The following is a 14,920-nucleotide window of genomic DNA, read 5'->3' as shown; positions in this document are numbered from 1 at the left end:
CGGGGTCAGGCGGACCCCCGACGGACCCGCGCGCGACCGTCAGCGCTCCGCACGACGGTCTTCGCGAACGCGGCGCAGCCGGTTCACCGTGACGGGATCGTGGGCGAGCGCCCGGGTGTCGTCCAGCAGGGCATTGAGGAGCTGGTAGTACCGAACGGGAGCGAGCCCCAGCTCCTCGCGTATCGCACGCTCCTTGGCACCGGGCCCCGGCCAGTTCCGCCGCTCCAGGGCAAGCAGGGCCCGCTCGCGCGCGGGCAGCGCGTTGGACGACTCCATGCCCGACACCGTAACGCCCAGCACTGACAAGCCCCGCCCGGCGTCACAGCGCCCCGGGACACCGCGCCCCGAGACACCCGCTCCCGCGCTACTCCGCGTTCTCCGCGAGCGTCGCCTTGTCCTGGAGGCCGCCCAGGACGGACGCGGGGCTGCCGCCCGGGGAGACGGCGTCGCCGATCTCCTTCTTGACGGCGGCGCTGACGTCGGCCCAGGTGGTCTTGTCCACGGGGTAGAGCTGCGAGGTGGGCATCTGCTCGATGAACGGCGCGAGGTCGTTGTCGTCCGGGTCGGCCTCCATGGCCTCGGACGCGGAGCTGGTCACCGGCAGCAGGTTGTACTCGTGGGAGAAGGCGAGCACGTTCTTCTCGCTGTAGACGAAGTCGAGGAACTTCCCGATCTGCTCGCGGTGGCCGTTCTGCTTGAAGGCCATCATCCAGTCGGCGACACCCATCGTGGACTTCGTCTCGCCGTCCTTGCCGGGCACCGGCACCATGCCGAACTTGACGCCCTTCTTGGCGGCGATGCTCATGAGCGAGGGGTGCCCGTTGAGCATGCCGACCTCGCCGCGCGCGAACGCGGCGAAGGCATCGGCCCGGTCGAGGTCGCCGGGCGCGGTCGGCCCGGTGAGCCCCTCGCCGACCAGGTCGTTCTTGAGGAAGTTGAAAGTGCTGACGTTGTCACTGGAGTCCAGCGAGTACGACCCGACGTCCTCGGTGTAGCCGCCGCCCCCGCTCAGCAGCCACTGGAACGTCTCCGCCTGCGCCTCCTCGGACCCCAGCGGCAGCGCGTACGGGATCTTCACGCCCTTCGCCTTGAGCGCCTCGGCGTCCTCGGCCAGCTCGTCCCAGGTCTGCGGCGGGGTCAGACCGGCCTCGGAGAAGAGCTTCTTGTTGTAGAAGAGCAGCCGCGTCGACGCCGCGAACGGCATGCCGTACTGCACCCGGTTCACCTCCCCCGCGTCGCTGAGCTGGGAGACGAAATCGGCCTGTACGGGGATGGAGAGCAGGTCTCCGGCCGCGTAGAGCTCGTTCTTCGCGGCGTAGTCGGCGTACGCGCCGATCTGCGCCATGTCGGGGGCCTTGCCCGCGTCGACCATCGCCCGGACCTTGCTGTCGACGTCGTTCCAGGAGTAGACGCTGACCTCGACATGGATCCCGGGGTTGTCGGCCTCGAACTTCTCGACCAGCTTGTCCCAGTACTTCTGGGAGCTGTTGGCCGAGGAGTCGCCGTAGTCCGCGGCCACCAGCCGCAGCGTGACGTCCCCGCCGTCGCCCGAGCCGCCGCAGCCCGCGAGGGTGGCCGTCATGCCCAGCGCGGACAACACCGCGATCAGTCCAGTCCTACGCCGCTGCACCGCTCGTTCCCCAAACCCTGTCGTGCTGTTCACTTGCCGCCCACACTTCATTGGCCGTACCACTTGTCTCGAAGTATGGATAACAAGGTCTACACCACGTAAGTGGACTAGACCTTTTTCGGGGTCAGGGGCGAGACTGTCACCCGTGAGACATGTCATCGCCCTCGACGTGGGCGGCACCGGGATGAAGGCCGCCCTCGTGGGGGCCGACGGCACGCTGCTCCACCAGGCCCGCCGGGCGACCGGCCGGGACCGCGGCCCCGAAGCGGTCGTCGGGTCGATCCTCGGCTTCGCGGCCGACCTGCGCGCCCACGGCGAACAGCACTTCGGCGAGCCCGCGGCGGCGGCCGGTGTCGCCGTCCCCGGCATCGTCGACGACGAGCGCGGCGTCGCGGTGTACGCGGCCAACCTCGGATGGCGGGACGTACCCCTGCGCGAACTGCTCGGCGAGCGGCTGCACGGCGTCCCCGTGGCGCTCGGCCACGACGTGCGCACCGGCGGCCTCGCGGAGGGCCGGATCGGCGCGGGACAGGGCGCCGACCGCTTCCTGTTCGTGCCGCTCGGCACCGGGATCGCGGGCGCGATCGGGATCGGCGGCAGCGTCGAGGCGGGCGCGCACGGTTTCGCCGGCGAGATCGGCCACATCGTCGTACGCCCCGGTGGCGTCCCGTGCCCGTGCGGCCAGCACGGCTGTCTGGAGCGGTACGCGTCCGCGTCGGCCGTCAGCGAGGCGTGGGCGGCGGCGTGCGGCGATCCGGAGGCCGACGCGGCGGACTGCGCGAAGGCCGTGGAGTCCGGCGACGCACGGGCCGTACGCGTGTGGCAGGACGCCGTCGACGCGCTCGCCGACGGTCTGGTCACCGCGCTCACCCTGCTGGACCCCCGCACGCTCATCGTCGGTGGCGGTCTCGCCGAAGCCGGGGAAACCTTGTTCTCACCGCTCAGGACCGCGGTCGAGCGGCGGGTCACCTTCCAGAAGCTGCCGTCCATCGTCCCCGCCGCCCTCGGGGACACGGCCGGCTGTCTCGGCGCCGGGCTGCTGGCCTGGGACCTGCTCGGCACCGACGGCCGTCGCCCGGCCGCCGGGCGGCCCACCGGCGCACCCCCCGCTCCTCGGAACTCCTCGGAGGTAACCACCTGATGGCCCCTAGCAAGGTTCTCGCCGGCGCCCGGGTGGTACTGCCCACCGGCACCGTGGACGCCGGCCGCGTCGTCGTCGACGGCACGCGGATCACCGACAGCGGTCCCGCCGACACGCCGGTCCCCGCGCGCGCGGGAGACGCCGAACACCTCGACTGCTCCGGCCACTGGCTGGTCCCGGGCTTCGTCGACCTGCACAACCACGGCGGCGGCGGCGCGTCCTTCACCTCCGGGACGGTGGACGAGGTGCTGACCGGCGTCCGCACCCACCGCCTGCACGGAACCACCACGGTCGTCGCCTCGACCGTGACCGGCGACATGGACGGCCTCGCCACGCGCGCGGGGCTGCTCTCCGAACTCGCCGAGCAGGGCGACATCGCGGGCATCCACTTCGAGGGCCCGTTCATCTCCCCGTGCCGCAAGGGCGCGCACTCCGCGGAGCTGCTGCGCGACCCCGACCCCGCGGAGGTCCGCAAGCTGCTCGACGCGGCCCGCGGCCGGGCCCGCATGGTCACCCTGGCCACCGAACTCCCGGGCGGCACCGACTCCGTACGGCTGCTGGCCGAGCACGGCGTGATCGCCGCGATCGGGCACACCGACGCCACGTACGAGCAGACGGTCGAGGCGATCGACGCGGGCGCGACGGTGGCGACCCACCTGTTCAACGCGATGCCCGCGATCGGCCACCGCGCGCCGGGGCCGATCACCGCCCTCCTGGAGGACGATCGGGTCACCGTCGAGCTGATCAACGACGGTACGCATCTGCACCCGGCCGCGCTGCAACTGGCGTTCCATCACGCGGGCGCGGGGCGGGTCGCGTTCATCACCGACGCGATGGACGCGGCGGGCTTCGGCGACGGCCGCTATCTGCTCGGCCCGCTGGAGGTCGACGTGGTCGACGGGGTCGCGCGCCTGGTGGAGGGCGACTCGATCGCCGGTTCGACGCTGACGCTGGACCGGGCCTTCAAGCGGGCGGTGACCGTCGACCGGCTGCCGGTCGGTGACGTGGTCGCCGCGGTGTCCGCCAACCCGGCCCGGCTGCTCGGCGCGTACGACCGGGTGGGTTCGCTGGAGGCGGGCAAGGACGCCGATCTGGTGCTGCTGGACGAGGAGTTCGAGCTCAAGGGCGTGATGCGCCACGGGGAATGGGTGGTCGATCCCCACCTGGGGTGATCCGTCCCCCGGCCCGGTCCCCGGGTCCGGTCGGACTGTCCACAGGGTCTGGGCCGACCGCGCCGTCTTTGGCATGATCGAACCACCGGAAAAGCCGGTGAGCGCGTCTCGCGCCGATCTCGGGGGAGGTGGGATCAGGTGATCCTCACGGTCACGCTGAACACCGCACTCGACATCACCTACCGCGTCAGGGCCCTGACCCCGCACGCCTCGCACCGGGTGAGCGAGGTGACCGAACGCCCCGGCGGCAAGGGGCTGAACGTGGCCAGGGTGCTCGCCGCCCTCGGCCACGAGGCGACGGTCACCGGCTTCGCGGGCGGCGCCACAGGGGAAGCGGTGCGCCGCGGGCTCACGCACACCCCCGGGGTGGTGGACGCGCTGCTCCCGGTGACCGGCGCGACCCGGCGCACGATAGCCGTGGCGGACTCCACGACGGGCGACACGACGCAGCTCAACGAGCCGGGTCCGGTCATCACACCCGCCGAGTGGTCCGCCTTCCAGGAGGTCTACGAGGACCTGCTGCGCTCCGCGTCCGCGGTGGCCCTGTGCGGCAGCCTGCCGCCGGGAGTGCCGGTGGGCGCGTACGCGGGGCTGGTGCGGGCGGCCCGCGCGGCGGCCGTCCCGGTCCTGCTCGACACCAGCGGGGAACCGCTGCGGCGGGGCGTCGCGGCCCGGCCCGACCTCGTCAAGCCGAACGCGGACGAACTGGCCGAACTCACCGGTTCGCACGATCCGGCGCAGGCCACCCGGGACGCCCGGCGGCGCGGCGCGCACGCGGTGGTGGCCTCGCTCGGCGCGAAGGGGCTGCTCGCGGTGACCGCGGAGGGCCGCTGGCGGGCGACGCCGCCGCAAATGGTGCGGGGCAACCCGACCGGCGCGGGCGACTCGGCGGTCGCGGGCCTGCTGTCGGGGCTGGTGGAGAAGGTGCCGTGGCCGGAGCGGCTGGCCCGGGCGGTGGCCCTGTCGGCGGCGACGGTGGCGGCCACGGCGGCGGGCGAGTACGACCGCGCGGTGTACGAGGAGACGCTCGAGCGGGTCTCGGTCACCGGCGAGGCGACCGCGGCCTGAGCCCGTACGGACGGCCCCGGACGACCCGGCCGACTGTCAGCCGCAGCCGGCGCCGCACGCACCGCCCAGCGTGTCCGTGCCCGTACCCACGCCCGTGCCGCTACTTCTTGACCTGGCCCTCCTTGAGCCACAGGCGGTCGAGCAGTACGTCGCAGCTGTCGCCGTCCTGGCAGGAGATCGTGATCGTGTTGCTGCCCTTGCTGAGCGAGGGGTAGGCGTACGTCTGCGTCCAGCCCTTGGCGAAGTCGTCGGCGCCGGTGAAGTTGCCCAGATTGAGCTTGCTGCCGAAGGTCTTGCCGTTGACGGTGAGGGTCATCTCGCCGTCGTCACCGGCGACGCTGTACCCGGCGAAGAGGGTGTAGACGCCGTCCTTCGGGATGCCGTCCACGCTCCAGGTGACCGAGGCGCCGGTCTGGTTCAGGCCCGCGACGTAGACCCCGCCGTCCGAGCCGGCCCCCTCGACCTCGGAGGCAGTGGTGGCGCCGCCCTCCAGGCGGAGCGCCTTGGCTTCGACCTCCGGCAGGTCGGCCGCGCTCTCCGCCTCCTTCGTGGCGGACTGGCTCGGCTCGGCGCTCTGGGATGCCGAGGGGGAGGAGCCGGCCGCGTCGTCGTTCTTGTCGTCGCCGGTGTCACCGCCCGACATGGCGACGGCGATGCCGATGACGACGGCCGCGACGACGGCGATCGCGCCGATCAGCAGCCCTTTGGTGTTGGGGCCGCGGCCGCGCCCGCCGCCGCCCGCGCCCACGGAGGCCTGCCGGGAGGTCTGGGCGCCGCCGGGCATCGTCTCGGGCGCCGCGTAGTGCGCGTTCGGCCGGCCGTGCTGCTGGGTGGTCTGCTGGCCGTAGCCGGACTGGGGCTGGCCGTACTGGCCGGTGGGGGCCTGCTGGCCGTAGCCGGGCTGCTGCTGACCGTAGGCGGACTGCTGCTGGCCGTACTGACGCTCGCCGACCGCGCGCACCCTGTTGACCGAGTTCGGGTAGCCGTAGCCACCACTCGGCGGCTGGGCGCCGGCGGCCTGCCCGTCGGCGTACAGATAGCCGAACGGGTCGTCGTCCTCGGGCGTGCTCGCGCCGTTGTTGCCGGGCGTCATCCCTTGGTGCTCCTCAACAGGTGCGGGTCGGAAACGGAAGGTGGATGAATGGCGAGCCTACCCGCTTCGAGGGACCCGAATGGGTGACTCAAACCTCATTCGGGCGCTGATCTGCGTGTTATCCCGCACGCCGATGCTGTTTGGGACGAGACCGTTTCTCTACGTACATCCGTTCGTCAGCGGATTTCAACACCTCGTCCGCCGTCATGCCGCAGTGTGCCCATCCGATGCCGAAGCTGGCGCCCACCCGGACCGCCCGGCCGTCCACCCGGATCGGCGGGATGATCGCGTTGCGCAGCCGTACGGCGAGGTCCGCCGCGTCGGCGCGGCCGAGGCCGTCGGCGAGGACCACGAACTCGTCACCGCCGAGCCGGGCGACCGTGTCGCCGTCGCGCACCCCGTTGGTCAGCCGCCTGGCCACCTCGACGAGAACCGCGTCGCCCGCGTTGTGCCCGAACCGGTCGTTGATCGACTTGAAGCCGTCGAGGTCGCAGAAGAGCACCGCGAGCCCCTTCGTGCCGTCGTCGGTCTCGCCCTCGGGGGCGATGGTGTGCACATGGTGGTCGAAGCCGTCGTACGCCTCGGCGCCCGGCCGGAAGTCAAAGCCGTGGCCGGGGGTGCCGTGAATGCCGGAGGCGCCGGGGCCCTCCTGGTCGAAGGCGACCGGGTGGTCCTGCGGGTACTCCCCGTACGCCGCGTCCAGCGAGGCGACCGCGCCGGGCGGCAGGGACTGCGGACGCTGGCAGAGGCGGGCGCCGAGCCTGGAGCGCAGCTCCGCCGAGTTCGGCAGGCCGGTGAGCGAGTCGTGCGAGGCCCGGTGGGCGAGCTGGAGCTCGCGGCGCTTGCGGTCCTCGATGTCCTCGACGTGGGTGAGCAGGAAGCGGGGCCCGTCGGTGGCGTCCGCGACCACCGAGTTGCGCAGGCTGACCCAGACGTACGTGCCGTCGCGGCGGCCGAGGCGCAGTTCGGCCCGGCCGCCCTCGGCGGAGGTGCGCAGCAGGGTGCCGATGTCCTCGGGGTGGACGAGGTCGGAGAACGAGTACCGGCGCATCGCGGAAGCGGGGCGGCCGAGCAGCCGGCACAGGGCGTCGTTCGTGCGCAGGATCCGGCCGTGCTGGTCGCCGCCCATCTCGGCGATGGCCATGCCGGAGGGCGCGTACTCGAAGGCCTGGCGGAAGCTTTCCTCGCTGGCGCGCAGGGCCTGCTGCTCGCGCTCCAGGCGGACGAGCGCGCGCTGCATGTTGGCGCGCAGCCGGGCGTTGCTGATCGCGATGGCGGCCTGGAAGGCGTACATCTGGAGCGCTTCGCGGCCCCAGGCGCCCGGGCGGCGGCCGTTGCGCGGGCGGTCCACCGAGAGCACGCCTATCAGCTCGCCGGAGCCGCCGCCCTGCACGCCCGGGGTGTACATCGGCGCGAACAGCCGGTCCGAGGGATGCCACTCGTCCTCGAAGCGGGGCGCCGGGCCGTCGGTGTACCACTGCGGCACGTCGTCCTCGTCGAGGACCCAGCCCTCGGTGTGGGGTATGAACCGCAGGTCGCCCCAGGCCTCGCCCATGGTCAGGCGGCGCTCCCAGGAGCCCCGGGAGCCGACCCGGCCGGTGATCAGCGCCTCGGCGGCGGAGTTGCCCGCGAGGGCGGCGACCACCAGGTCGCCGTCGGGGCGTACGAGGTTGACGCAGGCCAGCTCGTAGCCGAGGCCGTTGACCACGCCGTCGGCGACGGTCTGGAGCGTGTCCGCCAGGCTCCGGGCGGTGTTCATGTCCGCCATCACCTGATGCAGCCGCTTCAGTGTCGTCAGACGGACGTACGGCTCCGACTCGGTCTCCACTCGCCCTCCCCCCGCGACCTCGCAGCACCAGGGTTCCCTTAGGCGTACCTCATGGCGTACTGATTGGTAGCTTCGCGCGTAGCCTCTCGTAACGTCCCCGCCACTGAATCACAGCGCGCTCCCCACTCGGTACACAGGGTCAACAAAATATGGCTCCTGTGACTCAAGTCACAGCTATGGATGAGCAATTGGAGCGGGTTTCTGCATTTTCCGTGTGCGTTTACCGCACGCGCATTTGGGGACTGTGCGACGCCTGTGAGCAGTTGTGATCGCTTCAAGAGCCTGTGAACGGAGATCCAATGGGCGCTCCGGCGGGATGGTGACTCCGTGTGACGGGCAGCGGGCCGGTGTCGGCGGGACGCCGCCCGAGAAGCCCGGGAAACCGGGAAGCTGAGCGGTTCGGTCGGCTCGGTCGGTGCGGTTCGGTCGGTGCGGTTCGGTCGGCTCGGCAGTGCGGTTCGGTCGGTGGTCCTAGGTCCCGGCTCGGGCCGTGAGCCGATGCGAGGCCCGGGGAGGGGCACTAGCGTTCTGGCGTGTTCAAGAACTCCCCCGCCGCCCGTCCCGCCGCCACCGCCGCCCCCACGCCCACCACCTCTCCCGTCGGCGGGCATGCTGATGGGGTGAGCAATGAAGAGTTTCGCGCCGCCATGTCCCGGCTGGCCGCCGGCGTGGTCCTGGTGACCGCGCACGAGCCGCCGCTGGACCCGGACGGGCCCGGCGGCGAGGACATCGGCATGACGGCGACGGCGTTCCTGTCCGTCTCGCTGGACCCGCCGCTGGTCATGGTGAGCCTGCGCGAGGGCTCCAGGATGGACGACCTGCTGGCCGAGCAGCCGCACTGGGCGGTCTCCGTGCTCGCCGGCAGCCAGCGCCACATCGCCGGCCGCTTCGCCATGAAGGGCCGGATCAGCGACCGCCTGCTCTTCGAGGACATCCCGTACGTCCGCGGCACCGAGTCCGGGGCGCCCCTGGTCGGCGGCGCCCTGGCGACCCTGGAGTGCCGCACCGAGCAGTTGGTGCCCGCGGGCGACCACACCCTCGTGATCGGCCGCGTGCTGACCGCGGAGGTCCCCAGCGCGGACGGGGGGCCGCTGGTGTACTTCAAGGGGCGGTACCGACAGCTGGGGTAGGGCCCGCCCGTCACCGGACTGGCTTGATGGTTCCCGTTCGGCTACCGGTCCAGGACCCTCACGTCGAGGTCCGCCAGCAGGTCCGGGTTGGCGACGATGTCCATGACGGCGATGCGCCCGTTCACGATGGTGAAGGCGATCACGCTGACGAAGCGGTCCCCGTCCACCGCCGCCATGCCCACGGTCCCGTTGACCAGCACCGGCCGGCTCAGCCTGGCGAGGCGGGCGAACGAACTCGCGCCCGCCGCGACGGACGCCGCGCCGGCCGTGACACCGGCCTCGCTCCTGGCCACCACGTCCGGGTCGAGTACGTCGACCAGCGCGGCGAAGTCGCCCTCGCGCGCGGCCGAGAGGAAGGCGTCGACGACCGCCCGCTGTCGCGCCAGGTCCGCGTCCGGGGCCGGCGCCCCGCCCTGGACCCGGCGCCGGGCCCGGCTGGCGAGCTGCCGTGCCGCCGCCGGCGTACGGCCCACGAGGGGCGCGATCTCGTCGAACGGCACCCCGAACAGGTCGTGCAGCACGAACGCCAGCCGCTCGGCGGGGGCCAGGTTCTCCAGTACGACGAGCAGGGCGAGGCCCACCGAGTCGGCGAGCAGCGCCGCCTGTTCGGGGTCGGCGCCGGTCACCGGGCCGACCACCGGCTGCGGCATCCGCAGCCCGGACTCCTCCAGCGGTTCCTCGCGGCGGCTCTTGCGGGAGCGCAGCATGTCGAGGCAGACCCGGCCGACCACCGTGGTCAGCCAGCCGCCGAGGTTGCCGACCCGGGCGGTGTCGGAGCGGCTGGCCTTGAACCAGGCTTCCTGGACGGCGTCGTCGGCCTCGGCGAGCGAACCGAGCATGCGGTACGCGACGGCCCGCAGGTGGGGGCGGTGCGCCTCGAAGCGGGCGGCGAGGGAGGCCGGGTCACCGGTCTGCGCCTGTCCCCGGCTCGGCTCCGCCGCCCCGTCCACGTGTGCGCCTGCGTACGCCCGGCCGCCGTCCTCGGGCCGGTGACCCTCGGGCCGGTCGTCCTCAAACCTGCCGCTCTCGGCCCTGCCGCTCTCGGTCATCGGTCACGTCTCCTCGTCGCGGTCCGTCATCGACCTGACGGACCGGCGGCCGTGGATGTGACAGCGGATGCGACAGCGGACGTGACAACGGAGGGGAGAGCGGGCGTGCCGGCGGAGGGGAGAGCGGGCGTGCCGAGGTCGGGATCGGCGGGGTTATCCCCAGTCGCGGCCGGAGCGGCCCCGCTTGGTGTCGGAGCGCTGCTTCTTCTCGCGCAGCCTGCGTTCGTTGATCCCGCGCGGTATTCGGGTCGGCCGGCGCGGCTTGGGCGGCGGCGCGGTCGCCTCGGCGAGCAGCGCGGCCAGCCGTACGGCCGCGGCTTCGCGGTTGCGCCACTGCGAACGGTGCTCGGAGGCTCGTACGCTCACCACGCCGTCCACGAGCCGGCCGGCGAGCCGGGCGAGGGCGCGCTCCTTCCACACCGGGGGCAGCGCGTCGGTGGCGGCGAGGTCGAAGCGCAGCTCCACCTGCGAGTCACTGGTGTTGACGTGCTGCCCGCCGGGCCCGCCCGAGCGCGAGAAACGCCACATGAGCTCGGCCTCGGGCAGGGAGACGGAGCCGCGGACGACATAGGGACCGGACATGAGTCCATGGTCGCCCCCGCGCCCCGTCCAGTCACCCCGTTTTCCTCCCGGCCAGGAAAATCCGATCAGGCACGCCCGGTGCGGAAAGCCGCTCGGTAAAGAAAGTAAAGAGGGCCGGAACCTCCGGGACCCCTCTCGGCGTTCTTAGGGGTGGTTGTAGCTTCGTGCCGTACGAAGCTCATACGTACGAGCCCAGCGCGTACGCAACGAGGGAAGGGACTCCCAACAATGGCTGTAAGCCTGTCCAAGGGTGGCAACGTCTCGCTCACCAAGGAGGCTCCGGGCCTGACCGCCGTCACCGTGGGCCTCGGCTGGGACGTCCGCTCGACCACGGGCACCGACTTCGACCTGGACGCCTCGGCCATCGCGGTCAACACCCAGGGCAAGGTCTACTCGGACGCCCACTTCGTCTTCTTCAACAACAAGCAGACCCCGGACCAGACCATCGTCCACACCGGTGACAACCGGACGGGCGAGGGCGCGGGCGACGACGAGGCGATCAACGTCAACCTGGCGGGCCTCCCGGCCGACGTCGACAAGATCGTCTTCCCGGTCTCGATCTACGACGCCGAGACCCGCTCGCAGAACTTCGGCCAGGTCCGCAACGCCTACATCCGCATCGTCAACCAGGCGGGCGGCTCGGAGATCGCCCGCTACGACCTGTCCGAGGACGCGGCGACCGAGACCGCCATGGTCTTCGGCGAGCTGTACCGCAACGGCGCGGAGTGGAAGTTCCGCGCGGTCGGCCAGGGTTACGCCTCCGGCCTGTCGGGCATCGCCCAGGACTTCGGCGTGAACGTCTGATCCACCGGGTCGACGCGATCGGCCGGATCCACGGGATCGACCGGATCCACGGGATCGACCGGCCCCGCACGCGGGGTTGCTGCGAGGAGCCCCCGGCCGATGGGCCGGGGGCTCCTCGCATGTCCCGTCGCATGTCCCGTCGCATGTCCCGTCGCATGTCCCGTCGCACGTCCCGTCGCATGTCCCGTCACACGTCCGTGGCCGGGCCCCGGCGCACCCGCGCCGGTAGTTTGCCCCCGTGATCCTCGAACGCCTTCCCCTCAGCCCCGACCACGACATCCCGGCCCCCCTGCTCACCGAACTCACCGCTCTCTACGTCTCCAACCGCGACTTCTACGCACTGAGCGGTGACTTCCCCGACCCCGACGACATCCGTCCGGAACAGGTCGCGGCGGCGCTCGCCGAGGAGTTGTCCACCCCGCACGTGGAGGTGCTGACGGCACGCGGCGGCGGGCGGCTCGTCGGCGTGGTCATCACCCTCGCCCGCCACCCCGACCCGGCCGACCCCGATCCGTGGATCGGCCTGCTCCTGATCGACGCGGGCGAGCAGCGCAAGGGGTACGGGAAGCAGTTGGCGACCCTCGTGGAGGACCGCTTCCGTTCGGCGGGCCGCACCGCCGTACGCCTCGCCGTCCTCGACAACAACCTCCGGGGACTGGCCTTCTGGACCGCCCTCGGCTACGAGGTGATCGACCACCGGAAGGACCTCCGGCTCGACCGCCCGTGCACGGTCCTGCGCAAGCCGCTGTGAACGGTCCTGCGCGAGCCCTTCGTGAAGGACCCTGCGCGAGCCCTTCGTGAAGGACCCTGCGCGAGCCCTTCGTGAAGGATCCTGCGCGAGCCTTCGTGAAGGACCCTGCGCGAGCCCTTCGTGAAGGACCCTGCGCAAGCCACCTGCACAGGGGCCCGTCACCGCTCGGCCGGCTTGCCCTCCCCGTACAGCCAGTCCCGCCAGACCGGGGCCAGGTCCTTGTCCGGGGCCTGCCGCTCGACGTAGGCCGTGAAGTCGGCGGTGTCGGCGTTGCCGTGGCGGTGGGCGGCGGCCCAGCCCTTCAGGAGGGCGAAGAAGGTGTCGTCGCCCACGGTTTCGCGGACCTTGTGCAGGACCATGGCGCCGCGCTCGTACACGGGACTGTCGGAGATGTGCGCGGCGCCGGACGGCTTCGCGGGCGGGAACGCCCACCGGGCCTTGGCCTCCGGGTCGGCGGCCGGGTCGGCGGCGTAGAGGGCGTCGAAGACGGCGTCGGCCGTGTCGCCGCCGTGGTCCTCCTCCCACAGCCACTCGGCGTACGTGGCGAAGCCCTCGTTGAGCCACATGTCGCGCCAGGACTCCGGGGTGACGGAGTCGCCGTACCACTGGTGGGCCAGTTCGTGGACGAGCGTGCCGGTGTCGGGGGCGCCGGGGAAGACAGGGCGGTTCTGGGTCTCCAGGGCGTAGCCCACGTTCTCCGCCTCGGCCACGATCGCGCCGGTGGAGGAGAAGGGGTACGGGCCGAAGCGGCGCGTCTCCCACTCGACGATGTCCGGCAGCCGGGACAGCACCTCCGCGCTCGCCCCGGCCTGGCCCGGGTCGACGGCTGTGTACACCGGCAGGCCCGACTTCGTCCTCGACCGGCCGATGTCGAAGTCGCCGATCGCCACCGTCGCCAGATAGCTCGCCATCGGCTCCGCCGTGTGCCAGCGGTAGGTGGTCCGCTTCCCGTTCCCGTCCGTCGTAGTGCCGCGCAGTTCTCCGTTGGAGACGGCCCGCAGGCCCTTGGGGACGGTGACGGCAATGTCGTAAGTGGCCTTGTCGGAGGGGTGGTGGCTGCCGGGGAACCAGGCCATGGAGCCGACGGGTTCGCCGAGCGCCAGGGCGCCGTCGGCGGTCGGCAGCCAGCCCTCCTTCGCGTCGTCCTCGTCGGTGATCGTCTCCGGGGTGCCCGCGTACCGGACCACCACGCGGAAGTCGCTGCCCTCGGGGAGGTCGTCGTGCGGGCGGACGGTGAGCTCCTGGCCGGTGCGGTGGTGGTCGGCGGTGTGCCCGTCGACGGTGACGCTCTCGACCCGCAGGCCCTTCAGGTCGAGGTCGAAGGCGCCGAGGTCCTGCGTCGCGCGCGCCGAGATCACCGCCTCGCCGGTGAGGTGCCGGGTCTTCGGCTCGTAGGACAGGGTCAGCGCGTAGTGCCGGGCGTCGTAGCCGCCGTTGCCCGCCTTCGGGAAGTACGGGTCGCCCACGCCCGACGCGCCGGGTCTGCCGTGTGCCCCGCTGGTGCAGGCGGTGAGCAGCAGGGCCATGGCCAGGGCAAAAGGTACGGAGGCGGAAGATCTTGGCACGCCCGTGATCCTACGAGGGCGTGACACCATCACCTACGTGCTCGACATCGGCTACGCCCTCTCCAACCGCTTCCCCGACCCCCCGCAGACCGACTACCGCCGCGCGGACGTCCGTGCGCTGCGGCACGACCTGTTCTGCGGGGACGTCTATCTCGCCGACACCAAGGCGGACCGGGAACTGTCCACAGCCTGGGGATGGGTGCCGGTGCTCGACTTCGCGTGGGCGCTGTGCGACATCGTCGAGCAGCTGGACCGGGACCCGCTCGGCAGCCGTGCCGCCCGCCCCCAGCAGGCCGAGCTGGACTTCACCGAGTCGACCGACCGCATGCTCTTCGAGCGCCGCTTCGGCTGGGTGGACATCGAGGCCGACTGGATGCCGGGCGACGAGGAGCCGCTGACCTTCTCGCACACCGAACTGCGCCGCGAGGCCCGCGACTTCCTGCACGATCTGCTCGCCGACCTCACCGACCTGCACGAGGACCTGGCCGACAACCCGGCGATCTGGACACTCCAGGCCCGCTTCCCACGCGTCTCGTAGCACGACGTACGATCACCCGCGATCCGCGGGTCACCCACGGCCCGCGGTCGTCCGTAGCCCGCCGCCCGCTGCTTTAGGGGAACCCGTCACATGTCCGAGGCCATGTCCCTCAAGGAGCGCTCCGCCCTCAGCCAGTTGGCGCCCGGGGAACGGCTCCTGCACTACGGCATCGTCGTGCCGGCGAAGAGCGCCAAGGGCGTCAAGGCGAGCTACCACGGGCACGGGCGGCTCGGCGGAGCGCTCGGGGACCGCCTCGTGCAGAGCGTCGGTGCCGCGTCGGGCGGCGCGGGCAGCATCGCGGCCGGGCTGCCCGCCACCTCGGGCGCGCTGCTGATGCGCGTCACGGACCAGCGTGTCGGCCTGGTCCGCCATCTCGACGGCACCCCCGTCTGGGAGGTCCCGCGCGACTGGGTCGCCCGCGTCGAACGCCGCCCGCGCCTCCAGGCCATGGCCCGCTTCCGGGTCCACTACGCCGACGGCTCCTGGCTCGCCTTCCTGACCGCCCGCCGCCGCACGATCGAAGCCTTCGGCACCCACCTGGGCGTCTGACCCACCGACCCCTGAGGGAC

Annotated in this window: 14 protein-coding genes and 1 pseudogene; 8 read left to right on the top strand and 7 right to left on the bottom strand. The window is 72.1% G+C overall.

Translation table 11 applies throughout. The annotated features are described in order from the left end of the window. Positions 1–39: 39 nt before the first annotated feature. Both ACFV6E_RS10655 and ACFV6E_RS10650 read right to left on the bottom strand, forming a co-directional pair. Positions 40–276, bottom strand: a complete 237-nt coding sequence (locus ACFV6E_RS10655; protein ID WP_385161010.1) for a DUF3263 domain-containing protein — start codon at positions 274–276, stop codon at positions 40–42. 88 nt (positions 277–364) lie between these two features. Further along, the gene (locus tag ACFV6E_RS10650) at positions 365–1,582 is read right to left on the bottom strand and encodes an extracellular solute-binding protein (protein ID WP_385460564.1); all 1,218 of its coding nucleotides are present in this window, start codon (positions 1,580–1,582) and stop codon (positions 365–367) included. Between the two features lie 193 nt (positions 1,583–1,775). Between ACFV6E_RS10650 and ACFV6E_RS10645 the strand changes: the two genes are divergently transcribed. The 3 genes from ACFV6E_RS10645 (at position 1,776) to ACFV6E_RS10635 (ending at position 5,011) form a co-directional block, all read left to right on the top strand. Next, positions 1,776–2,771, top strand: coding sequence for an ROK family protein (locus tag ACFV6E_RS10645; protein WP_385460504.1), 996 nt, complete (start codon positions 1,776–1,778; stop codon positions 2,769–2,771). Beyond that, positions 2,771–3,943 (top strand): N-acetylglucosamine-6-phosphate deacetylase, encoded by a 1,173-nt coding sequence (gene nagA / locus ACFV6E_RS10640; protein WP_385460501.1) that lies wholly within the window; start codon positions 2,771–2,773, stop codon positions 3,941–3,943. The genes ACFV6E_RS10645 and nagA overlap by 1 nt, the downstream gene beginning before the upstream one ends. Positions 3,944–4,081: 138 nt before the next feature. Continuing rightward, positions 4,082–5,011 carry a 1-phosphofructokinase family hexose kinase gene (locus tag ACFV6E_RS10635; RefSeq protein ID WP_385460498.1) on the top strand — a complete coding sequence of 310 codons (930 nt, stop codon included), beginning with the start codon at positions 4,082–4,084 and terminating at the stop codon, positions 5,009–5,011. A gap of 100 nt (positions 5,012–5,111) precedes the next feature. Here ACFV6E_RS10635 and ACFV6E_RS10630 read toward each other — a convergent pair whose 3' ends face one another. Both ACFV6E_RS10630 and cdgB read right to left on the bottom strand, forming a co-directional pair. Continuing rightward, positions 5,112–6,104 carry a carbohydrate-binding protein gene (locus ACFV6E_RS10630; protein ID WP_385161018.1) on the bottom strand — a complete coding sequence of 331 codons (993 nt, stop codon included), beginning with the start codon at positions 6,102–6,104 and terminating at the stop codon, positions 5,112–5,114. A 118-nt stretch (positions 6,105–6,222) separates the two neighbouring features. Beyond that, a complete protein-coding gene (gene cdgB, locus ACFV6E_RS10625) occupies positions 6,223–7,932 on the bottom strand; it encodes a diguanylate cyclase CdgB (RefSeq protein ID WP_385161020.1) in 1,710 nt (569 codons plus the stop codon). Positions 7,933–8,465: 533 nt separating this feature from the next. Here cdgB and ACFV6E_RS10620 point away from each other — a divergent pair. Further along, on the top strand, positions 8,466–9,062 hold the full coding sequence (locus tag ACFV6E_RS10620) for a flavin reductase family protein (protein WP_385460495.1): 597 nt from the start codon (positions 8,466–8,468) through the stop codon (positions 9,060–9,062). Between the two features lie 41 nt (positions 9,063–9,103). Here the strand turns inward: ACFV6E_RS10620 and ACFV6E_RS10615 are convergent, their stop codons facing one another. Both ACFV6E_RS10615 and arfB read right to left on the bottom strand, forming a co-directional pair. Next, positions 9,104–10,111: a sigma-70 family RNA polymerase sigma factor gene (locus ACFV6E_RS10615; RefSeq protein WP_385460492.1), complete on the bottom strand. Its 1,008-nt coding sequence runs from the start codon at positions 10,109–10,111 to the stop codon at positions 9,104–9,106. Positions 10,112–10,264: 153 nt separating this feature from the next. Continuing rightward, the gene (gene arfB, locus ACFV6E_RS10610) at positions 10,265–10,693 is read right to left on the bottom strand and encodes an alternative ribosome rescue aminoacyl-tRNA hydrolase ArfB (RefSeq protein ID WP_385161026.1); all 429 of its coding nucleotides are present in this window, start codon (positions 10,691–10,693) and stop codon (positions 10,265–10,267) included. A 228-nt stretch (positions 10,694–10,921) separates the two neighbouring features. On the opposite strand from arfB, the gene ACFV6E_RS10605 reads away from it, so the two are divergent. Next, positions 10,922–11,497 carry a TerD family protein gene (locus ACFV6E_RS10605; protein WP_385161028.1) on the top strand — a complete coding sequence of 192 codons (576 nt, stop codon included), beginning with the start codon at positions 10,922–10,924 and terminating at the stop codon, positions 11,495–11,497. Between the two features lie 238 nt (positions 11,498–11,735). After that, positions 11,736–12,245 (top strand): annotated as a pseudogene (locus ACFV6E_RS10600) (GNAT family N-acetyltransferase); the annotation flags it as partial. Between the two features lie 161 nt (positions 12,246–12,406). Here ACFV6E_RS10600 and ACFV6E_RS10595 read toward each other — a convergent pair. After that, positions 12,407–13,843: a M1 family metallopeptidase gene (locus tag ACFV6E_RS10595; RefSeq protein ID WP_385161030.1), complete on the bottom strand. Its 1,437-nt coding sequence runs from the start codon at positions 13,841–13,843 to the stop codon at positions 12,407–12,409. A 7-nt stretch (positions 13,844–13,850) separates the two neighbouring features. On the opposite strand from ACFV6E_RS10595, the gene ACFV6E_RS10590 reads away from it, so the two are divergent. After that, a complete protein-coding gene (locus ACFV6E_RS10590; protein ID WP_385161165.1) occupies positions 13,851–14,351 on the top strand; it encodes a hypothetical protein in 501 nt (166 codons plus the stop codon). A gap of 90 nt (positions 14,352–14,441) precedes the next feature. Then, complete coding sequence (locus ACFV6E_RS10585; RefSeq protein ID WP_385161032.1) at positions 14,442–14,900, top strand: hypothetical protein; 459 nt, start codon at positions 14,442–14,444, stop codon at positions 14,898–14,900. Positions 14,901–14,920 lie beyond the last annotated feature (20 nt).

The sequence above is a fragment of the Streptomyces sp. NPDC059785 genome, from assembly GCF_042732375.1.
Taxonomy (GTDB): domain Bacteria; phylum Actinomycetota; class Actinomycetes; order Streptomycetales; family Streptomycetaceae; genus Streptomyces.
Note: the sequence above shows the minus strand (reverse complement) of the source record. Positions and strands in the feature narration are given on the sequence as shown.